The organism is Verrucomicrobium sp. BvORR106 (genome assembly GCF_000739655.1).
In the GTDB taxonomy this organism is placed as follows: Bacteria; Verrucomicrobiota; Verrucomicrobiia; order Verrucomicrobiales; family Verrucomicrobiaceae; genus Verrucomicrobium.
This window is the reverse complement of record NZ_BATR01000086.1, coordinates 1-20774: the sequence shown is the minus strand read 5'-3', so window position 1 is coordinate 20774 and position 20774 is coordinate 1. Positions and strand designations below refer to the sequence as shown.

Here is a 20774-nt window from a genome sequence, read left to right as displayed (position 1 = left end):
CTGCTCGCGCGCGCCGCCGCTGAGGACATCGAAGCCCAGGGCACCGCTTTGGCGGTCTGGGCGGACGATCTCCAGCCCCTCGAACTTGTTGTCCCCTCCCAGGCGCACCTGCACCTTTGTCTCCGGGCCGAAGAGGCACTGGAGGTAGCCGGAGACCTTGTCGGCGAGCGGCTGGGTGAACTGCTCGGTGAGGGCCCCCTGCTCCTGCAGGAAGAGCTCATGCAGGAGCTGCACGGCCTGGCCGCGCCGCTGGGCGTGCTCGCGCTGGCGGCGGGCCTCCGTGAGCCGGGCATCGGCCACAGCCATGGCGGCATGGGGATCCAGGGTGCCCTCACTGCGGAGGATCTGAAGGCTGGTGCCTTGAGCGATGGCCGCCTCACTGACAGCCTCATCCTTGAGCTTGATGGATCGCTTGAGCCGCTGCTCATCTCCGGCGAGCAACTCGGGCTGGAGGGCGGTGAGCTCCCGCTGGGTGGCCGCAAGCTGCTCCTCGGACTCGCGCCGATGCGTGAGGGCCTCCTGGAGCCGTGCGGTGCGCTCGGCGTCATCGCCGTGCATCTTCACCATCTGGGCGAGCTGGGCCTCGCGGCTGGTGAGTTGATCCTTCTCTGCCTGATGGGCCTGGTGCTGCCGCTCATGCTGGGTGGCGGCCTCGCGCGCGGCGCGGCTGGCGGCATCCAGCACGCCCTTGAGAGTGGTTTCCTGAATCTCCAGCTCGCGAAGGCTGGCCCCGACGGTCTCGGTCAAGGCCCGGGCTCCAGTCAGATCGGTGGCGGGGCTGACATCGGTACACGCGGCGCGGCGACGCTCCAGCTCGGCGAGCACACGGGCCTCCTCCTGCTCCGCGGCGGCCAGCTCGCGGCCGATCCTGCCAGAGCCGAGACCGTCCAGTTGAGCTTTGAGCGCGCCGATCTCGCCCTCCTTCAACTGGCGCAAGGTGGCGACCTCCACTGCTGCCTGCACGGAATCCAGGCCGGATTGATCGAGATCATCCTGCAGAACCGCGCGGGCCTTCTCCGTCCGCTGCTGGGCCTGCACCAGGGAGCTGCCCCCGCCGGGATGGATGCGCAGCTTCACGCCGGAGCCGATGGCCAGCTCCGCGTCTGAGGAAACAACTCGTGTCTCGCCCGGGGCGAGCGGGATGCCGCCGAGATGGATGACCTGGTCACTGGCCAGCACCTCGATGCCCGTGGCCATGGCCTGGAGCGCGGCATCGGCCTGTATCCAGTCCGTCTCCATCTTGCGCAGGGACTTGAGCTTCGCGGCATCCACCTGCGGGAGGCGGGCCAGGGCCTGCTCCTCTTCCTTCTGCCGGGCGGCGAGGGCCTTCACCTGCTCCACCCGCTGGCGCAGGACGTCGAGCGCCTGGGACTTCTCCAACCACTCCACCTGGGTGCGGACGGCCTCGACACGGAGGCGGGCCTCGCGCAGGGCGGCATCCAGCTTCTGGCGCTCGCCCTCGCGGTCCTGCACGAGTTTCTGAGTTTCCTCGACCCGTGCCTTCAGTGTCGCCAGGGCCTGCTCACGTGGGGCGATGGCCTCGCGGAGCTGTGCCACCTGGGTGCGAAGCTGCTCGATCTCGCTCTCACCCTTTTGCAGGTTGTCGTGGGTGTTCACCGCAAGCTGCACCGCTGTCTGCTGGGTCGCCTGCAGGTGCCGCAGCTTCTCCACCTGGCTGAGCCGCTGGGTCACCGTCTGCAGTTCGTTGCGGAGCCGCTCCAGCTCCGGCTTTGCGCTGGCCAGCACCGTCTCTGCCTGCTGGTGCTGCTGCGCGGCCTCCTCCAGCTTGCGCAACTGGGCGGCGGCCTGCACGGCCGTATCTTCCGCCTGCTTCACGGCGATATCCGCGCGGCCCCAGTCCGATGCCACGCGGGGCTCGCCGTTTTTCGTGAACCATTCGTCCACCAGATCGCGGAAGCGCCCCGCCACCGCGGCGTCCGACTCCGACTGCATGACGGCCGCACCCCCGAGGGACTGCAGACGGGTGAACAACTGGTCCCGCTGGGCATTCGCATACTCCACGGGCGAGCTGCCGGAGCGGCCTTGGCTGACGAGGAGGTGCGCCCATTGCTGCTCCACCTTCTCACCCGCGCCGCGCCCGCTGATGATCTCCACGCCCAGGAGTTCGCTGAGTTTTTCCTCGGCCTCCTCCGCCTGCCAGGTGCTGCCACCGGCCTGGGTGAGCACCGCCGTGCCATTGGCCCCGCTGAAGCGCTTGGCCAGGCGATAGCCCGTGCCCGCGATCTCAAACTCGATCTCCACCTCCGGTGGCCCCTGCGGGTTGAAGGAGAGCATGCTCTTCTGCGTTTCTCCGCCGCCCTTGGCCTTGAGGAAGAGAGCATAACGCGCCGCCTCCAGCAGTGTGCTCTTCCCCGCCTCATTGGGACCGCCGATCACGTTTAGCATCGGGTCCAGAGGCACCGTCACCTCCCGGTGGACCCGGTAGTTGCGGACGGTGATGGACTTGAAGCGCATGAGGTGAGATGGGTTTCAGGAAAGTGTTTGCGACGGACCCGCGAGGTTCGCGTGAAGCTCTCGCAGAGCGACGCGGGCCACAGCGGCCGCGTTTTCATCCGCACCCCGGGTCAGGGCCACCAGCCGGGTCGCCACACGGGAGATGAGCGGATCGGTCGTGCGGCGGGTCAGCGCCTCCACCTCGGCGTCGGAAGGCGCAAGGCGGGTGTCATTGGCCAGCTTCAGCCGCAGCAGGCGAGATTGCCAGAGCTCCAGCAGGGTCTCCAGCCGGGTCATGGCGTCCATGCCGAGACGGCCGCTGAGTTCGAGCCTCAACAGATCCGCGCCCGAGCGTCCGGCAAGAAGCTCCTCCACGCGGGTGGCGCAAGCTTCGACATCGGCGTCGTCTTGGAAGTCCTGGGCGATATGATGCCAGCCAAAGCGGGCCGTGACCACCGGCTCCACGACCGGGGCGGCTCCGCGCTCCACGGTGACGCACAAGACGTGGCCGGGGAGATTGCCCTCCCCTTTGGGGAAACGATCGCGCTCCGGGGTGCCCGCGTACCAGGCGCTGGGCGTGATTTCCTTCATCCCATGCCAGTCGCCCAGCGCGAGGTAGTCGTACGCGCTGGCAGACAGGCGGGTGAGATCGAGGAAATTGGCGATGTTGGTGGGCGCGCCGTTGCCGCCACCGCTGGAATCGTCATCGTCTTCCTGGGAGCCAAAGCCCTGGATGCTGCCGTGGGCGAGGACGATGCGCGGCTTGTCGGCGGGCAGGGCCGCGGTGACTTCAGGATCGCGCAGCCACGCGGTGGGATCGGTGACCTCATGCCGCCGCAACAACGGGCATGGGAGGAGGATGGCGGAGTCCAGCTCAATGGGCTTGGGCTCCAGAAGGAGGTGCAGATTCGGCGCGAGCTGTTGCCGCGTCAGTTCAAAGAACGGCTGCGTCCACACACTGCCCACCCCGCCGTGATCGTGATTGCCCGGGATCGCATACACCGGCACGCCGATTTCTTTGATCGCGCTGCACGCCGCTGCGACGGTGGACTTGGAGGGCGTGGTGGAGTCAAAGAGATCGCCCGCCACGAGGACGAACGCCGCCTTGCGCTCCCGCGCCAGGGTACCGATGCGACGAAGCACCTCGATGCGCTCCTGCTGGAGCAGGGCCCGCTTGCTCTCCTCCTCCACCCGGGCAAAGGGCTTGCCCAGTTGCCAGTCGGCAGTGTGGAGGAAGGTTGGCATCGGGTCGGTAAGAGGTAAGAGGTGGGTCGGTGAGCGGTGGGGAGGTCAGCGGTAAAAGGTAAGTGGTAGGTGGGTAAGGGGTGGGTCGCAAGTGGGAGTTGGGCCCGCGAGGCGGGAGATGGAAGACTTGAGGTCTGGGGATGTCTCCTGAATTCTACACCGGGTATTGACCACGGTGGGAGGTCAGTGGAGTCTTGGGGCGCACAATATTTTGATGTATGGAGTTCACCATTCGAATAGCGCGCCCCGAGGATGCGGAGCTACTGCATGACCACATTCGCAGGTTGCTGGAGGAGCCAGACATCCAGATACCGCTTCACCCGGACGAGTTTACCCTCACCGCAGACCAGCAACGGCAGATCCTGGCGGACGCACCAAGCCCTGCTTGTGCGATCTGTTTTGTAGGTGAGGCGGACGGTCAGATCATTGGTGAGATCAACTTCAAACGCGGGACGCGGCGGGCATTTTGTCATGTCGCGACCCTCGGCATGTCGGTGGGCGCAGCATGGCGCAACCAAGGGGTGGGCAGCCGATTGATGACGGAGGCCATGGCTTGGGCGAAGTCCACGGAGGCCGTCACCCGCATTGAGCTGTTTGTGTACGCCAGCAACCACGCGGCGATCCGTCTGTATGAGAGATTCGGGTTCGAGATCGAGGGCCGCCGACGCCAGGCCGTGCGACATCACGGGGAACTCGTGGATGATTTGATCATGGCACGGTTGGTGTGAGGTGATCAGGTTTGGGGGTGGGAGTGTAAATGAGGAGCAGAGGGGCTAAGTGAACCTGCTATCTGAAAGCGATCGCACCGGGGTTGGAGTACCGACTTTAGTCGGCGTACTGGGAGCGGTGGTGTTTGCGACGCTTTCAGGCTATTCGACTGAGCCGACTAAAGTCGGTACTCCAACCACGGTGCGGAAGTTGGGTGGGGGCTTGAGGAGGCGATCGCGCTGGTGGTGGCTTGGGGGATGTCAGGGGCAGATGGAGGCAGGTCGGCGTGGAGACGTTGTAGAAGCTTCAGTTAGTGCCTCCTCATGTCGACAACTACGAATGCTTTGGGGGTGACGAGGCAGAGGGGATGAGGGAGAGGCTTGAGGAAGATTCGGGAGGCTGATCTGGGAGCGTGAGTGGAGGCGACAGCGGTCAGGTTGACTCTGGGCCGGTGGCGGGGGAAGCTTGGCCTTCTGCCGTGATGCGAACAACACCGGTTGTAGTTGTCGACGTGAGGAGGCACTAACTGAAGCTTCTGCGGGGTTGCTTTCTGGGAGCAAGGACAAGTGTGCCTGGCGGTAGAGAGAAAACGTGAACAACGTGATGACGTGTCTCTGCTGCCTTATAAAGATCGCGCCGGGGTTGGAGTACCGACTTTAGTCGGCGTATTGGCAGCGGCGGTGTTTGCTGCGTGTTCAGGCATCTCGACTGAGCCGTCCCGCATGCGGGACGGAGCTCCAACCGCGGCGCGAACCACGTTTGCCCACTTGAATGTTGCGGCGCGTTGTTCAAGTTTTGCCCTGCCAACATTCCACTGGCAGGGCGGTTGGCTGTGCCTGAGATTGGCGCACTCCATGATCTCCCGCACGAAGCGTCGTCTCGTTTTGTTCATCATCCTCCCGGTGGTGCTGGTGGGTGTGATGCTGTTTCTTTGGATTGAGCCGTCGCTGTGGGCCAAGGAGTTTGCGGTTGAACCGGGGATGAATCGTCACCTTGCGGCCTTCAGCGAGCTTACGGTTGAGGATGCGGTGTATGAAGCCATCCACTGGGACGCGCCGCGGGAAGACCTGACGCCGCGGGACCGCGTGGAGATTTCGGCGAGGCAGTCGGGAAGTGGAGGCTATGTGGCCCGCGTCATGCAGTCACCCCAGGATGACAGCTACGAACGGTTCTTCTATGAGTTGACGCTGGAACATACGCAGGGGACCTGGAAGGTTGTCAGGATGAAGAGGTGCTGGAGGGGACGCGGATTGTGGGGGTGGAGCACCGGAACTCCCTCGTGAAATTTGACGGGCGACGCGCAAACCGCGACCGGCATCCAGGCAATGATTGAGTTTGGCTCAATGAAGCCTTAGGTTTTGACCTCCTCAATCCCATCCCCTCCCCCATGCCTGATCCTTCCCTGCTGCTCCGGGCCATTGCTGGCGAGACTGTTTTCGGGCTTGATGTGGATTCCCGGATTCGTTACGCCTCCAACAGCATGACGGCCCGGCTTCTGGTGGAGCTTTTTCAGCGCTGCGATGACACGCAGGCCGACTGGGTGCAACGGTTCACGGAGTCACTCGATGAATGCACGGTGGGAGGACCCGATTTGTTGATGGGGCTCGATGATGACCGGGCGGGTCATGAGGAGGCTCTGGATGAAAACGACGGGAGCCTTGATGATCCGAGTGAAGCAGAGGGGTTCCCTTGCTATCTGAAGCTGGTCTTCACCAACGCGGAGGCTGCATACTACCAGTTTCCGTTGTTCCCCGCGTTGAACGAGCCCTTCGTGTTGGGCGCAGCGCGTATGCGGGAATCGGAGTTTCAACATCTCCGCGTGGATCTACGTCGGCGGGAAGATCTTCAGCGGTTTATCGAGGGACTGCGAGTGAACCCCCATCTCGTGGCTGTAGAGGAGTCCTCGGAGGAGGTGTTTGGGAAAGCGCCGTCGCATGCGGTGTGAGGTTTGAAAGCCGAGCAACTGTTGTAGAATTCGCACCATGAAGCTTGAGATCCCTGGGCAGCTACGCGGTAGTGACACACGAGTTGTGATGAGAGTCCTCATACAACTGAGGCGAGAATGGGAAGGCACACTTGCTTCGCTTGAATGCAACGCTATCCACCTTATCTCGCCCATCGCCCGGGTCGGAGGAATACTTGGAACATTTGGTCCCGATGGATTAGAAAACATAAAAGTCGAATCCGGGGAAGCGGAGTGTGATGTTGTGATCGCACCTCGAGACTGGAACTCGATGACTGAAGAGGAGGTGACCTCAGTTGTTCGGCCAATGCTACTCGAAGCGATTGCCGCCCTGCTTGCGAAGGCGGGCTGCCACGAACTTCCGATCAAATAGTGAGCAGCGAGATTGCGCATTCGCAGCGGCCAAGATGGGACGCACCGGGGTTGGAGTACCGACTCCATTCGGCGTATGGGGAGCGGCACGTGCAGAGGTGACCTGATACAGTTCCTGCGACTGACCCGCCTAAAGGCGGAGCTCCAACCACGGTGCGAAGGTATCAAGTGGGATTGGGAGTTGGGCCGCGCAGTTCGGGGTGTATTGGATGGACACGAGCAGCGGGATTGATGCCGCAAGTGATAGCGAGATGTTCGCAGCAGGGTTGGAGTTCCGCCTTTAGGCGGGGTATTGGCGGCGATGGTGTTTGCGACGCGTTCTGACTATTCGACTGAGCCGACTAAAGTCGGTACTCCAACCCTGCCGCGAACGTTATGAGAGGGTTAGATGAGGCTATCGCTCTGGTAGCGCTGTGAGGCACCCAGGAGTGAACGCCGGTAGATACGTAGCAAAAAATTTCCCGACATCGCTGTTGACCGTGTTCAACCGTCCGCTGACAGTTTGGGAATCAACCCTCCCCCTGTATGTCCTGGAATCTTCTCATCCATTCAGACGGCAATGCGCTCGGAGAGATCTCCGATGTCACAGCAAAATTCAACGAGGCCTTTCCCGGATTGCACTGGGAGGCCCCGGCTGAAGCTGTTTTGCCCGAAGAGGGATTTAGGATGGACCTGAATCTGGAGGAAGGGTTCGTTCAAGACATCTACACTCATGGTGGATTCCCCCTCGTCCCGCAGTTGGCCGTGCTCTGTCGGCAGGAGGGATGGCAAATTGCGGACGCCCAGGAAGGCGAGAACATCGACCTGGACAATCCGCTGCAATGGTTTGAGGAGCGCATGGGTTAGCTGGTTGTTTACGGCCAGGGAACTCGGCGTATTGGGAGCTTGGGCTGGATGTGACGCGATGAGGTTCCTCGACTGACCCGCCTAAAGGCGGAACTCCAACCTCGGCGCGGAGGTCTCAAGTGCAGTTGGAAGTTGAGCCACGCTGTTCGAGGTGTTTTGAATGGGCACGAGCAGCGAGATTGTGTCCTCAAAGGATAGCGAGATGTTCGTGGCAAGGTTGGAGTTCCGCCTTTAGGCGGGGTATTGGCGGCGATGGTGTTTGCGACGTGTTCAGGCTATGCGGCTGAGCCGCCTAAAGGCGGAACTCCAACCACGGCGCGGACGTCTTGCGGTCGTGAGGGTCGGCATGTCCCCTGCTCCACCCTACCGCCGCCCGGCCAGGCTGAAGCCCGGCACTACTTTCACCGCCCCAGCGGCACGGCCATCCAGAGTGCGACGCTGGGGGCCTCGACGGTGAAGACGGCTTCCCGCACGGCGCTGTTAGCCGGGGGAGTGCAGCGATATTTCTGAGCACCGTCTCCCGTGAGCGACAGCGTCCATCCGAGAGGACCTTGCAGGGTGCCTGCACCCTTCCCCGTCACCGTCACTTCCACGGTGCGGCTCTCGCGATCCACCAACTTCCCGTCCAGAGTCACGGCACTCGGTTCCAGCTTCGCAGGCAGCGAATCCTCGCCGCCATCATACAAGACCAGCACGGGATCTTCGGACACACTCAAGCTCAACGCCCCGCTCGCAGGCTCGTAATGCCTCCGCACGCCATCAATCCGCACGACCTCCACCGCGCTCCCCGCCTTCACGCCTTTCAGCGGCAACACCACATCGGCGCGGCCTTTGTCTTTCCAGAGCACTTGCAGGCTCTTCCCGTCCCGGTCCCGGAAGAGCACGGTGCGGACACCGCCTTCGTACACCTGCTCGGCGACGAACTTCTTGATCGCGATGGCGTTGACAGCGTTGTAATACGCGATGGCGTCCAGTCTGGGGGCGTAGTGTTTGTAGCGGGAGTCGAAGACGTTGTGCGAATCCCCGGAGCTGCCGGAGGACTTGCCATCGGGATCAGGGTATAACAGACCAAACCACGAGACGTTCTCCCCGCCGGCGGCGAAGAAGGTGGCGAACTTCTTATATAGTTCCCCGGCGACGACGCGGCGGGTCTGGCCCTGGCTGTTGAGCCCCAGCTCGGTGGACCAGATGGGCTTCACGCAGTCGTACTTCTTCATGAGGTCGCGATACTGCCCGATGGTGCGGCGGACGTTCTCAGCGGACTCATAAATGTGGAAGTCGAAGGCGTCGCAATACTGGCCGTAGCCGAGCTTGAAGTACTCCTCATTGGGCTCCACGGAGGTGGCGACGACGGGGATCTCCGGGGCGATGCGCTTGACCTCCTCATACACGGCCTTGTAGCCAGCGACATTGCGCTTCACCTTCTCGCCGGTGCCGTGGGGTTCGTTGCCCAGGTTGATGATGAGGGGCCGCACGTTGCCGTACTGGGTGATGAGGTTGCGCACACCTTCCTTGAGCGAGGTCTCGTTGTGATCGTACTTGCCGTCCTCGATGAACTTCACCGGCGTGGTGGTGAGCCAGCCCATGCCGAGCTCCTTGCACAGGTCGAGCCCCGGGGCTTCGGCCTTATAGGGTGGCTTGCTGGACCAGCCGCCCCAGAGACCGCAGATGCGCACGCCCAGGCGATCCGCCAGGCGGATGTACTCGGGAGGGCGGTTGTCCCAGTTGCGGCTAGTGAAGGGCACCTCCTCCGGCTTGTATTTCCTCGTTAACGCTTCGGGCAGGATGGCCAGGGAGGTGTGATTGGTGAAGGGTTCCTGCACATCATCCAGGGCGATGGTGGCCTGCAGCTCATAGTAGCGCCCGGTCTCCAGTTTGAGCGGGGCGAGGTCCACGCGGGCGGGATAGACCAGCTTGCCATCCTTCTTGACGGGCTCGCCCAAGACGGCTTCCAACGCAGGGCCCTGCTCGGCACCCCAGTAGTCGCGCACCTGCACCTCGCACACGAGGCGCTCCTTGCCCTTGGTCAGGGGCCTGGTGGCCTCCACGCTGAGGTCCACGGTGCGGGGATCTTCAGGAAACAACAGATTCCCCAACTGCGCGGTGGTGAAGAGCACACGCGAGATGCGGTCGTCCTTCTGCACGGAGGGGGCGAGGTAGGCGGCGCTCAGCCCGGCCAGATGCACGGTGCCGTACGTCTTCCTGAGAGAGATCTCAAACTGGGCCTGCTTGGTCCCCGGTGGGAAGTTCACAGTGGGAGTAAACGAACGCCACTCGTGGTTGCCGTAGAGATCCGCGATGGTGAAAGACTCCAGCGTCTGCCCTTTCGCGTCGAGGGACAACAGGTGCAGCACCACGCTGTAGGAGTTGTCCGGTGAATAGAGGGCGGTCTGCAACTCGGCCCCGATCTTCCAGCGCCCAGGAGTGGCGGGGAAGACCGGGCCTTTGGCAAAGACCGATTTGCCGACCTCCTGCATGGTCCGACCAATCCGCAGCGCAGGTTTCCCCGCCTCTTGATCCGCCTTCACATCCCCTGCCGTCATCCAGCCCTCCGGCAGCTTGGGACCGCGGAAGTCACTCTTGAACGCCGGGGGCCGGGCGAAGACCTTTTGAAGGGCCTCGACTCGGATGTCTGCCAGGAGGATCTCCGGCTGCTTGTTCTGGGCATCCGACCGATCCGTGACGGAGAGCACCAGTTGTTTCAACGGTCCGTGCCAGCGTCCATCGTTGGCGCCGCCCCAGTGCTCGCCGCCGGCGTACTTGGCGGGCTCGATCTCGATCTCCTGCCACTGGCCGTCTGCCACGAGCTTGTTGCCCTTGCGCTGATGCGTCTGCCCCGAGCCATCCACGAGCTGCATGCCGAACGTGGTGGCGTTGGCGGTTTTCACCTTGAACTTGAGCACCGGGGTGTCGCGCGCGTCCATCTCCTTGAGACTGCGCACGGCGGCCACATAGGCCCCGCCGCCGGTGAAGTTCCCGGCGAGCTTCAGTTCCTTGCCATCCACCACGGTGAGCGCGCCGGTGGCTCCTTTGAATTCCGGGCCGTTCGTGAAATGCCAGCCCAGCCCTTCTGCGCCCTCCTCCATGAGGCTCACGGTCTGGCGAACCTCCACACCCTGCGCAGCGGCGGCTGGCGGGGTGATCTGCACGTCATTGAGCCAGAGGGTGCGCACCTTGGCCTCCGTACGCTCTGAGACGAGGAAATAAATAGCGGTGGCCGGTCCATGCCACTTGCCGTCCTTCGCGCCGCCCCAGGATTCATAGCGGGTGATGGAGGTGACCGCGTCTGACTGGCCGCGCTTGGCAAAAAAGCGATCCAGCGGCAGGACGACCTGCTGCCAGTCCGACTGGGGCTCCAGCTTCACATCGAGCTGATGCGTCTGCCCACTGCCGTCGTTGATCCGCATCGTGAACCGCTCGCCCTCCGGACTCTTCACCCAAAGGCTGAGCTCCTGGATGTCCACCTTGCCGATCTTGCGCCCGGTGACGACGTACTTGCCGCCCTTGGTAAAATCCCCCACCAGCTTCAAGCTAGGCTTCCCATCCCGCCCGCTCTCCTCATCCACACTGAGCGAACCCTTCGCCCCCGGAAACTCCTGCCCGTTGGCAAACGTCCATCCCGCCTCCGGTTGGTTCACGGAAATCAAGGAGACGGGTTCCTGAGCGGAGAGAGAGCCTAGCGCGAGGAAGAGGCCCAGGGGGAGGAGGATGCGGGTAGGCGAGAACATGCGAAATGGTAAAACTTCAAAATTCAAACGACAAACTTCAAATCCGGACCGGGGAGGCAGGACGCTTTCCGGACTCAGACATTCCTAATTCATCATTCCTAATTCCTAATTTTTGCCTCACCAGTCACGGACCTTCTGATTCTGTTTCAGATCCTTGAACTGGCCCTCGCTTTTGTCGGCGGCACGGATCTCGCTGAAGCTCAAGACGGGCTTCATGGGGGTGAGGTTGCTGGCCTGTTGGGCGGGCTGCTCGGCGGGTTCGCCGGGCATGGGCTCGCCAGCGACCTGGGCGGGCTCACCGGGGCCGGGCTTCTGGCCGGGGCCTTGATTCTGTTTCTGGTCCAAGGCGGCGCGCAAGGCGTCCAGTTGATCCAGCGCCTGCTGCTGCAGGGTCTGGGCTTCGTTCTCACCGGGGCGCAGGGCATCGGCCTGGGCGAAGTTCTGCGCGGCCTTCTCCAGGTGGCCGATGTTCTCCCGCATCTCTGAGGCGGTGGGTTCGGCCGGGGTGCCGGGGGCGGCAGCGGGTTCAGGCGCGTTCGGCTTATTTCCTTTACCCTTCTGCGGGGGCTTTTCGCCTGAGGCCTGGGCCATCTCCTTCTTTCCGGATTCCGTGAGTGCCTTGGCCAGGGCGGACTCGGACTGGGCGAGCTTCTCCTTGGCCCCGGCGTTCTCGGGGTTGATCTCGAGGGCCTTCTGGTAGTTCTGCACGGCCTCAGTGAAGTTCCCCGCCGCGCTTTCCGGCTGGGTCTGCGCCTGCTTGTCGCCGTTGGCCTTGGCCATGTCTGCGTACTCCATGTGGGCGGCCTCGAGTTGTTTCATCACCTCCGCCTTGAGCTTCTGGGCGCGCTGGTTGTCCTCTTCGAACGCGAGCGCCTTGTCCACCTTCGTGAGGGCGTCATTGAGGGTGTTCTGGCGCTTCTTGATCTCTCCCTGATTGGGCCCCTTCTCCGGCTTGGCAGGCGGCTGCATGGCCTGCTGCACCTTGGCCTCGGCCTTGTCCGTGAGGGCATTGGCCACCTGGTTGCGGAAGGCGTCGTGCTCCTGGGCCAGCTCCTTGTCATTCGGGGCCTGCTCGCGGGCCTGCTCATAGCGCTCGTTCGCGGCGGTGTTGAGCTTCTCCTGCTCGCGGCCTTCTTTGTCTTTCTCCGGGTTCACCTGCTCCGCCTTGGCGCGCAGCTCGCGGGCTTGATCGCGCAGTTGCTCGGCCAGCTTCCGCCGGGTGTCCTCCAGCTTCTGCTCCGCGTCCTTGTTCTTGGGATTGATCTGCGTGACACGCTCCAGGGAGGAGACAGCCTTGGTCAGCTCATTGATCTTGGACTCCGTGGACTTGGACTTCTCCGCACTGGAGATGAAGGAGTCCGCCAGATTCATGAGCACGCTCTCCAGCCGCTCCCGCGCCACCTGCAGGTTGTGCTCCGTGGTGCTGGTGGACTTGACCGCCAGGGCGCTCTCATAGGTCTCCACCGAGCGCTCCCACGCGACGGAGGCCCCCATGCGGTTGCCGGTCTTCAAGAGGGTCTTGCCGAGCTGATACTGCGCATTCCCCATCTGCACCAGGGCCTGGGCGCGCACCCGTTTCTCCGGGCTGGAGGTCGCCTCGGCAAAGGCGTCCACGGCATCCTGCCACTGGCCGGCGGCATAGGAGGCGATGCCGAGATTGTACACCACATAGTAGTCGTTGGGGTCCTTCTGCGCGGCGGCGCGGAGCAGCTCCGCGGCCTCGGTGGCCTTCCCCTGCGCGATCAACTCCCCGCTCTGGGTGACGAGCCGGACCAGGGCGGACTCGGCAGCGTGCAGGCCGGGGTTCGAGCCGCCAACGAGCAGTCCGGCGATGAGGAGGGTGAGGGCGGCCTTGCGCCGGCGGACGTTGCGGTTGGGCTTCCTGGACATGGCGGTGGCGGGTGGGGCGGCAGCGGGCTCTGGCAGGGTCACAATGGAACGGGCTTTCTCCGGGTGTTTCTTGCGGGTGCTGAGCATCATTTCCCAGAGGAGGAGGGCGATCACGAGGGCGAGCGGGATCTGGTAGAGATCGTCGTACTGCTTGAGGTTGAACGTCTCCGTGCGGCGGGCCAGGGTGGCCAGGGCCTGGGAATAGAGGCTGTCCCACGTTTCGCCGTCCGGGGTGAAGTGGAAGTACCGCCCCCCGCCCATGGCGGCGATGGCCCGGAGGGAGCGCTCATCCAGGCGGCTGTGCGCGGTGACGCCGTAGTCATCCCGCACGAAGGCCTTGGGCGGCTTGGTGAAGTCCGGCTTGGGGTCCTTCTCCGGCACCTTGCCGCCTTCCAGCGTGCCCACGCCCATGGTGAAGAAGGTGATCTTGTGCTGCTGCGCGGCCTCGGTGACGGCGGCGGCGACTTCGCCCTCCAGGTTCTCGCCATCGCTCACGAGCACCACCACCTTGCGCTTCACCTCGCCGGCATCGAGAGCCTTTACCGCCACCTGCACGGCCATGGGGATGTTCGTCCCACCTTTGGAAATCGACGTAGGCCCGGTCTGGGAGAGCACCTCTCTCAAGGCGGTGTAGTCATTGGTGAGCGGGGCCTGCACAAAGGCGTCCCCTGCCATGACGATGAGGCCGATGCGGTCGCCGTGGCGCGTCTTGAGCCAGTCCGCCAGCTCGGCCTTCACGGCCTCCAGCCGGTTGGGCGTGACATCGCGAACCAGCATGCTCTTGGACACATCCAGCACGATGAAGAACTCTGAGCCGGTCTGGTCTGCCGCATCTGGCCGTGGGCCCCACACGGGCCGGGCCACGGTGACGGCCAGCAGGCACAACGCGGCGGCAAAGAGCACCGCCTTTCGCCGACGCGCCGCGGGATCCAGCGAGCGCAGGATGCTGCCCTGCCGGTTGAGCGGGCCGAAGAGCGCCATCTTCTGCTGCGCCCGGCGCCGGGCATGACGCCAGAGGAGGATGCTGGAAACTACCAGCAGCGGCACCAGCAGGAGGACAAGGGGGTGGGCAAATCTCATGGGGTGCGCAGCCAGAAGGTGTTCCCCGCCACCCACTCCAGCAGCAGGAGCAGCGCGCCGGGCAGGATGAACCAGAGGAAGAGTTCGTTAAAGAGCATGTGACGGCGGTCGTCGATCTCGCGCTTCTCCATGCGGTCGATCTGGCGGTAGATCTGCAGGAGGGAGCCGGTGTCAGAGGCCTGGAAGTATTGGCCGCCCGTGATGGTGGCCACCTGGCTGAGGGGGCTCTTCAGCGCGGCCTGGGCGCGGATGTTGCGCAGGTTCATGATCTCCAGCGCGTAGATGCGCACGCCTTTCTTCTTTGCGTACTCGGCAGCCACCAGCGGGTTTGTGCCCGTGTTGTTCTGCCCGTCGGTGACCAGCACCATGACCTTGGACCGGCCGGAGTTTTCCTCCAGCTTGTTCACCCCGCTGATGATGCCGTCGCCAATGGCGGTGCCGTCCTTGAGCTGGACGAACTTGAACACGTCCTTGATCCAGTTCGCGTCCGTGGTGAGGGGGCTGAGGGTGTAGGTGTTGGACGCGAAGCCGACCATGCCAAACCGGTCGGTCTTCCGCGCATCCACGAACTCGGAGATGGCTCGCACCAGCGCCTCCCGGCGGGAGATCTTCTGGTTCCCCACCATGAAGTCCTTCTCATCCATGGAGCCGGAAACATCGCAGGTGAGCATGATGTCGATGCCCTTGGTCGGATCATCCTGCTCACCCTGCGGCACGCGGGGCCGGGCGAGGGCGAGGATGAGGCAAAGCAGTGCGAGCAGACGCATGAGCCAGAGCAGACGCCCCGGCTGGCTGAGCCGCGGGCGGCCCAGGCTCACGAGCAGGCTGGTGGAGGAGTGCGTGACGGCGGCGCTGAGCCCGGGCCGCCCCAGACGCCAGGCCCAGTAGCCCAGCAGGGGCAGCAGCAGCAGCCACCAGGGCTGGCCGAAGCTGAAGGTGAGAGGTGAGGGCAGGACGGCGACGCTCATGCAGCGGGGGTGGCGGAGGGGCCGGGGGCGTTTTCTTCAAGTTGTTTCCTCTCCTCCGGAGTGGAGGGGCGGGCGACCGTGGCGGTGGCATCGATAAAGGTCTCCGCCGTGGTGTGCAGCACCTCCATGCGGGGTGGCTGGAGGTGGGCCAGGGCGAACTTCACGCGATCGCACTGCTGAAGAAAGTCCGCCAGGCTCTCGCGCCAGCGCGGGTCCAGGTGGGAGCCGCGTTCTGCCTCGAAGAGGAACTCCTCTGTGGAGAGGCTGGGAGCCTTGAGGCCAAAGCGGGCCTCGATGTACTCCCGCAGGATCGAGGAAACCTCCACCACGAACTCCTGGTGCCGCCCCTCCTCAATGAGGTGGCGGATGGCCGCGAGGCGCTGGCGGGCCACCACATCTGGCGGCACCACCGGGTGCTGAAAGGGCAGCTTGCGCGCGCGGTAGAGCCGCCACAGGATCCAGCCCAGCGCCACAGCGACGGCGAGTGCGCCCACAGTGGGCCAGACCCAGACCCAGGCCCAGGGCTGGGGCGGGAGGAGGAGGGTGATGTCCTCGATGATTTCGGGTCCCGGTTCGTTCATGGCCATGGAGATCAGGCGTAGGAGCTGCGCGCCAGGATGCGGCGCTCGAAGAAGTTCTGGAGTTCGATGAGATAGGGCTGGTCCGTGGCGGCCTCGATGAGGTCCAGCCCGGCCCGCTGGAGCATGCGGCGGCGATTTTCCTTCTGCGCCAGGGCGGCCTCGCGGTAGCGGGACTGCACGGCGGGGTCGCTGGTGTTCACCTCGATGACCTCGCCCGTCTCTGCATCCTCCATGGTGACCCAGCCGGCATCCGGCAGGGTGGTCTCGCTGGGGTCGGAGATCTGCACCGCGATCACGTCGTGCCGCTGGTTCGTGATCTTGAGCGCCTTTTCATAGCCCTGGTCGATGAAGTCAGAGATGAGGAAGACGATGGCGCGGCGGGGGAACACGTGGTTCACAAAGTGCAACGCCTGCTGGCAGGAGGTGCGGGTGCCCTCCGGCTCATAAAAGAGGATTTCATGGATGAGGCGGAAGACATGGGCCCTTCCCTTCCGCGCCGGGATGAACTGCTCCACCTCATCCGTGAAAAGTCCCAGGCCCACGCGGTCGCTGTTGCGCATGGCGCTGAAGGCAAGCACGGAGGCGATCTCCGCGGCGAGGTCCCGCTTGGACTGCACGCCGGTGCCGATGACGCCGGAGGCGCTCACATCCACCAGGATGACCATGGTGAGCTCACGCTCTTCCCGGTATTTCTTGATGTGCGTGACCCCGGTGCGCGCGGAGACGTTCCAGTCGATGGTGCGCACGTCATCGCCGATCTGGTACTCGCGCACCTCCTCGAAGTCCATGCCCCGCCCCTTGAAGGCGGAGTGGTAGGCACCGGCCAGCATCTCCTGGGCGAGGCGGTTGGTCCGCACCTCGATCTGGCGGATCTTGCGTAGGTATTCCCTGGGGATCATGGGCGAGGAAATAATGACATCGGTCTGCTGCGGGCTCGATCAGGGCACCTGCACCTTCTCCAGGATCCAGTTCACGAGCTGGGCGCTGGTAACTTCCTCGGCCTCGGCCTCGTAAGTGCGGAGAATGCGGTGGCGCAGCACGTCCATGGCCACGCTGCGGACGTCCAGCGGGGTGACATAGGCGCGGCCGTTGATGAAGGCATGTGCGCGGGAGGCGAGGGTGAGATTGATGGTGGCACGTGGGGAGGCGCCGTAGCGGATGAGGCCGTCCAGCTTGGGGTCCACGGACTTCGCATCCCGCGTGGCGAGCACGAGGCGCACGATGTAGTTCTTGATCTTGGGATCGAGGTAAACACGGTTGGCCAGCGCGCGGAGCTGCACGATGGTGTCCAGGTCCACCACGGGCGAGACCGTGGGCTTGGCCCCGGTGGTGCCCATGATCTCCAGGATGCGGGTCTCATCCTCCAGGGTGCCGTAGTCCACCTCCACCTTCAGCATGAAGCGGTCCACCTGCGCCTCAGGCAGCGGGTAGGTGCCCTCCTGCTCCACGGGGTTCTGCGTGGCCAGCACGAGGAAGGGCTCCGGCAGCGGGTGGGTCTCATCGCCCAGGGTCACTTGGTGCTCCTGCATGGCCTCCAGCAGGGCGCTCTGCACCTTGGCCGGGGCGCGGTTGATCTCATCCGCGAGGATCAGGTTGGCAAAGATCGGGCCCTTCCGCGTGGTGTACGCCTGTGTCTGCGGATTGAAGATGAGCGTGCCGATGATGTCGGACGGCAGCAGGTCCGGCGTGAACTGGATGCGGCGAAAGGCGCCCTGGATGCTGCTGGCCAATGCCTTGATGACGGTGGTCTTGGCCAGGCCGGGCACGCCCTCCAGCAGCACGTGACCGTCTGAGAGCAGGCCGATGAGGAGGCGCTCCACCACATAGCGCTGGCCCACCACCACCTTGCCGATCTCCTCCATGATGGCCGGGATCCAGCGTGAGGCCTCGGCGATCTGCTCGCCCAGAGCCTGGAGTTCGGCCTCGGTGGTGATGCCGGGTTGGAGGTCGGGAGTGTAGTCAGGCGCGGAGGTCATTGAAATTAGGAATTTTGAATTAGGAATTAGGAATGAGGAATGCCTGAGGCCAGGGGTCGGAGGAAGTTGGAAGCTGTTGGAGTTCCGCCTTTAGGCGGTCAGGAGAACTGGAGGCTGGCAGCTGGGCTTGAAGTTTGATCCTTGAATTTTGAAGTTTGAAGTTTGGCTTTTGAAACCTGTCTTTCACTCGAACGCACGACCCCCTGGTATTTTCTTGCCGCTCTTCCCAAAATCCCTCTTTCGGGTGATCCTGTAGAAACGCCCTTCCGGGTTACGTTTTCCCCTGCTCGTTCGGTCCCCTGCCCTCCCCTCCTCTCCTCCCTTGTTCCTGCGGCTTCCCATTTCCCCGGCCTCTGTATCTGTGTTCCTGGTGGCGTTTGCCCTCCTGGCTGGGGCGGCACTGCCCGCGCCTGGGGCTGAGCCCAAGGAAAAGGAGAAAGTAAAGGAGGTGAAGCCGGTGCCGCCGATCTCAAAAGTGAGCCAGATGCGCCTGCTCACGCGGGAGGAGGCGGCGCGACGCCAGCCGGTGAAACTGCGCGGGGTGGTGATGTGGCAGAGCGCGCGGGATGACTCTTTTGTCCTGCACGATGGCTGGGCGGGGGTGCTGGTGCAGCTCACGGATGATCGCGGACGCCGCATCTGGGAGGGGCCGCCGCCGGTCAAGAGCGACACGGAACCGGGCGCGGTGATCGAGCTGGAGGGGGCGACGGATGTGGGCGGCTACTCGCCCAACGTGCTGGCGCGCACCTACACGCGGGTGGGCACGGGGAACATCCCCAAGGGTCGCGCCACGGAGCTGACGGAGCTTTTTGCCGGGATCAAGGACTCCCAGCGGGTGCTGATCTCCGGCGTGGTTCAAGGAATCCACCCGCCCACGGCCACGGCCAGCGGCACGCTCATGCTCTCCCGCATGGGGCACGTCATCCCCGTGCAGGTGGAGGACTGGGACGGGATCGAGGCGGCCGCGCTGGTGGATGCCAAGGTGCGGGTGGAGGGCATCTTCTCCCCGCCCTCCAACCTCCGCGCGGAGATGCTGGACCTGCGCATCAAGATCATGGGGCGGCAGGACATCGAGGTGCAGACCCCGCCGCCCGCGGACCCCTTTGCCCGGCCGAAAGTTCCCTTGAACCGCCTCCAGCTCTTCACGGCCAAGGGCAATGAGATCAACCGCAAGATCACGAGCGGCATCGTGAACTTCTGCGCGCCGGGGCAGTTCTTCTTCATGCAGGAGGGGAACACGGGGGTGAAGGTGCAGTGGGCCGGGGAGCCACCCGCGGTGGGCACGCGGGTGGAGGTGGCGGCCTTTGTGGACATGAGCCGCCTGGTGGCCTCCATGAGCGGGGCGGTGGTGCGCCCGCTGGATCGCGCGGCGCTGCCGGATCCGCCAGAGGTGACAGCGGGTGAGATCTTGAACCCGCCCCGCCGTTCCCGCCCGCAGGAGGTGGCCAGTGACTATGATGGTCGCGAAGTGCGCCTGCGCGGAGTGCTGCGCCGGGTGGAGGCATCGCCGGTGTCGGCGGCTGCCCTGGTGAGCGGCGAACCGGGAACCTGGCAGCTGGAGGTGGAGTCCGGAAGGCGACACTTCCCCGCGACGCTTCTGGTGACGCGTGGTGGATCGCAGGCCCTGCCGGGGAACTGGGTGGAGGGTGCGCAGGTGCAGCTCACGGGGGTGTGCGAGCTGAACTTCGAGCGCAAGGCGGGGTTTGAGGCACCGGTTATTTCCACGTTCCGCCTCTGGCTGCGGGATGTGGATGATGTGCAGGTGCTGAGCACGCCGTCCTGGTGGACCTCGACGCGCCTGACCGCCGCGCTCATTTCCGCCCTGGTGGTGCTTCTGCTCGCGGCGGCCTGGATTTCTGCTCTGCGTCGCGCCGTGCGGCGGCGTACAGAGAAGCTGGAAGAAATGATGCGCCTGCATCGCAACTCTGAGCTGGAGTACGAAGCGGCGCTGAAGGAGCGCCAGCGCCTGGCGGCGGACCTGCACGACGGACTGCAGCAGATGATCGCCGGGGCGGCCTTCCGCCTGGAGGCGGCCGTGGATCAGCTCTCGGACATCAGCGAGGACGCGAGCGAGGAGCTCACCGCCGCGCGCCGGGCCATTCTGCACACCCAATCGGGACTGCGGGACTTTCTCTGGGGTCTGCGCCACGTGGAGGACGGGCCGCACGATTTCGCGGGTCTGCTGCGCCACGCGGTGAACTCCATGGAGCATCTGCCGGGTGCCCAGGTGGCGGTGCAGAGCAGCGGCACGCCGGTGGAGCTCTCCCGCGATGTGATGGGCAATCTGCTGCTGCTCATGCAGGAGGCGGTGGCCAATGCCTTCCACCACGGCCAGGCCACCCAGGTGGAGGTGACGCTGGACTACTGCAGCGATTTCCTTGAACTGCGCATCATGGACAACGGCCGCGGTTTCGATGTGGCCACGGTGCCCGGAACGCGGGAGGGACACTTCGGCCTGGTGGGCATGAAGGAACGCATGCAGCGGCTGGGCGGCACGCTGCATCTGTACAGCACCCCGGGCAGCGGCACCTGCGTGACGGTGCGGCTGCCGTTGGGCCGGGCGCGGGCGACGGTCACTGCGTCCCCGACGGTGGTTGAGGCTGCCGCCACTTCCATTTCCGCGGAAGAGCCCTCCCCTGCTCCGCTCCTGCTACCCAAGCCGGCCAACGGTTGATCTGTTTTTTCATGAACCCTCTTCTCTCCTCCAGCACCAACGCTGATTCCGTACGCCTCCTCATTGTGGATGATCACGCCGTGGTGCGGGAGGGGCTGGAGGCGATGCTGCGTCGCGACCCCCTCTTTGAGAACATCACCACCGCGGCCTCGGGGAGAGAGGCGCTGCAACTCTGTGCGGCAGAGGGTCCGCAAGTGGTGCTGCTGGATGTGCGCATGCCGGAGCAGGACGGGTTCACCGTGCTGGAGGTCTTGCAGCGGGAGCATCCGCAGGTGCGCGTGGTCATGCT

General features: G+C 64.2%; 15 protein-coding genes. 7 read left to right on the top strand and 8 right to left on the bottom strand.

Translation table 11 applies throughout. From position 1 onward, the window contains the following. Nucleotides 1-2475: AAA family ATPase (locus BV106_RS13265; RefSeq protein ID WP_038165358.1), on the bottom strand; the 2475-nt coding region annotated here is incomplete at its 3' end. 15 nt (nt 2476-2490) lie between these two features. Then, entirely contained in the window at nt 2491-3699 is a 1209-nt protein-coding gene (locus tag BV106_RS13260) for a DNA repair exonuclease (RefSeq protein ID WP_038165357.1), read from the bottom strand. A gap of 218 nt (nt 3700-3917) precedes the next feature. On the opposite strand from BV106_RS13260, the gene BV106_RS35510 reads away from it, so the two are divergent. The 5 genes from BV106_RS35510 to BV106_RS13235 all read left to right on the top strand — a co-directional run bounded on the left by BV106_RS35510 (nt 3918) and on the right by BV106_RS13235 (nt 7588). After that, a complete protein-coding gene (locus BV106_RS35510) occupies nt 3918-4427 on the top strand; it encodes a GNAT family N-acetyltransferase (RefSeq protein WP_051945745.1) in 510 nt (169 codons plus the stop codon). Nucleotides 4428-5261: 834 nt separating this feature from the next. Next, a complete protein-coding gene (locus BV106_RS13250) occupies nt 5262-5690 on the top strand; it encodes a hypothetical protein (RefSeq protein WP_265595647.1) in 429 nt (142 codons plus the stop codon). A gap of 104 nt (nt 5691-5794) precedes the next feature. After that, nucleotides 5795-6352 carry a hypothetical protein gene (locus tag BV106_RS13245; protein WP_038165355.1) on the top strand — a complete coding sequence of 186 codons (558 nt, stop codon included), beginning with the start codon at nt 5795-5797 and terminating at the stop codon, nt 6350-6352. Nucleotides 6353-6389: 37 nt separating this feature from the next. After that, complete coding sequence (locus BV106_RS13240; protein WP_038165353.1) at nt 6390-6743, top strand: hypothetical protein; 354 nt, start codon at nt 6390-6392, stop codon at nt 6741-6743. A gap of 524 nt (nt 6744-7267) precedes the next feature. After that, nucleotides 7268-7588, top strand: a complete 321-nt coding sequence (locus tag BV106_RS13235; protein WP_038165351.1) for a hypothetical protein — start codon at nt 7268-7270, stop codon at nt 7586-7588. A 401-nt stretch (nt 7589-7989) separates the two neighbouring features. Here BV106_RS13235 and BV106_RS13230 read toward each other — a convergent pair whose 3' ends face one another. The 6 genes from BV106_RS13230 to BV106_RS13205 all read right to left on the bottom strand — a co-directional run bounded on the left by BV106_RS13230 (nt 7990) and on the right by BV106_RS13205 (nt 17697). Beyond that, on the bottom strand, nt 7990-11316 hold the full coding sequence (locus BV106_RS13230) for a hypothetical protein (protein ID WP_038165346.1): 3327 nt from the start codon (nt 11314-11316) through the stop codon (nt 7990-7992). A 117-nt stretch (nt 11317-11433) separates the two neighbouring features. Then, nucleotides 11434-14286 carry a VWA domain-containing protein gene (locus tag BV106_RS13225; protein WP_038165345.1) on the bottom strand — a complete coding sequence of 951 codons (2853 nt, stop codon included), beginning with the start codon at nt 14284-14286 and terminating at the stop codon, nt 11434-11436. Next, entirely contained in the window at nt 14283-15254 is a 972-nt protein-coding gene (locus BV106_RS13220) for a VWA domain-containing protein (protein ID WP_038165342.1), read from the bottom strand. The genes BV106_RS13225 and BV106_RS13220 overlap by 4 nt, the downstream gene beginning before the upstream one ends. Further along, the gene (locus tag BV106_RS13215) at nt 15251-15841 is read right to left on the bottom strand and encodes a DUF4381 family protein (protein WP_038165341.1); all 591 of its coding nucleotides are present in this window, start codon (nt 15839-15841) and stop codon (nt 15251-15253) included. The genes BV106_RS13220 and BV106_RS13215 overlap by 4 nt, the downstream gene beginning before the upstream one ends. A gap of 5 nt (nt 15842-15846) precedes the next feature. Continuing rightward, nucleotides 15847-16734, bottom strand: coding sequence for a DUF58 domain-containing protein (locus BV106_RS13210; RefSeq protein WP_038165339.1), 888 nt, complete (start codon nt 16732-16734; stop codon nt 15847-15849). A gap of 39 nt (nt 16735-16773) precedes the next feature. Then, nucleotides 16774-17697, bottom strand: a complete 924-nt coding sequence (locus BV106_RS13205) for a MoxR family ATPase (protein WP_343123376.1) — start codon at nt 17695-17697, stop codon at nt 16774-16776. A gap of 436 nt (nt 17698-18133) precedes the next feature. On the opposite strand from BV106_RS13205, the gene BV106_RS13200 reads away from it, so the two are divergent. After that, nucleotides 18134-20485 (top strand): sensor histidine kinase, encoded by a 2352-nt coding sequence (locus BV106_RS13200; RefSeq protein ID WP_265595646.1) that lies wholly within the window; start codon nt 18134-18136, stop codon nt 20483-20485. A gap of 11 nt (nt 20486-20496) precedes the next feature. Continuing rightward, nucleotides 20497-20774 (top strand): response regulator transcription factor (locus BV106_RS13195; protein ID WP_081891702.1); only part of this gene is annotated, 278 nt, incomplete at its 3' end.

What these genes read in the sequence shown, in the direction of transcription:
- BV106_RS13260 (WP_038165357.1), bottom strand. Translation starts at nt 3,699, where the DNA reads ATGCCAACCTTCCTCCACACTGCCGACTGGCAACTGGGCAAGCCCTTT.
- BV106_RS35510 (WP_051945745.1), top strand. Translation starts at nt 3,918, where the DNA reads ATGGAGTTCACCATTCGAATAGCGCGCCCCGAGGATGCGGAGCTACTG.
- BV106_RS13250 (WP_265595647.1), top strand. Translation starts at nt 5,262, where the DNA reads ATGATCTCCCGCACGAAGCGTCGTCTCGTTTTGTTCATCATCCTCCCG.
- BV106_RS13245 (WP_038165355.1), top strand. Translation starts at nt 5,795, where the DNA reads ATGCCTGATCCTTCCCTGCTGCTCCGGGCCATTGCTGGCGAGACTGTT.
- BV106_RS13240 (WP_038165353.1), top strand. Translation starts at nt 6,390, where the DNA reads ATGAAGCTTGAGATCCCTGGGCAGCTACGCGGTAGTGACACACGAGTT.
- BV106_RS13235 (WP_038165351.1), top strand. Translation starts at nt 7,268, where the DNA reads ATGTCCTGGAATCTTCTCATCCATTCAGACGGCAATGCGCTCGGAGAG.
- BV106_RS13230 (WP_038165346.1), bottom strand. Translation starts at nt 11,316, where the DNA reads ATGTTCTCGCCTACCCGCATCCTCCTCCCCCTGGGCCTCTTCCTCGCG.
- BV106_RS13225 (WP_038165345.1), bottom strand. Translation starts at nt 14,286, where the DNA reads ATGAGATTTGCCCACCCCCTTGTCCTCCTGCTGGTGCCGCTGCTGGTA.
- BV106_RS13220 (WP_038165342.1), bottom strand. Translation starts at nt 15,254, where the DNA reads ATGAGCGTCGCCGTCCTGCCCTCACCTCTCACCTTCAGCTTCGGCCAG.
- BV106_RS13215 (WP_038165341.1), bottom strand. Translation starts at nt 15,841, where the DNA reads ATGGCCATGAACGAACCGGGACCCGAAATCATCGAGGACATCACCCTC.
- BV106_RS13210 (WP_038165339.1), bottom strand. Translation starts at nt 16,734, where the DNA reads ATGATCCCCAGGGAATACCTACGCAAGATCCGCCAGATCGAGGTGCGG.
- BV106_RS13205 (WP_343123376.1), bottom strand. Translation starts at nt 17,697, where the DNA reads ATGGAGGAGATCGGCAAGGTGGTGGTGGGCCAGCGCTATGTGGTGGAG.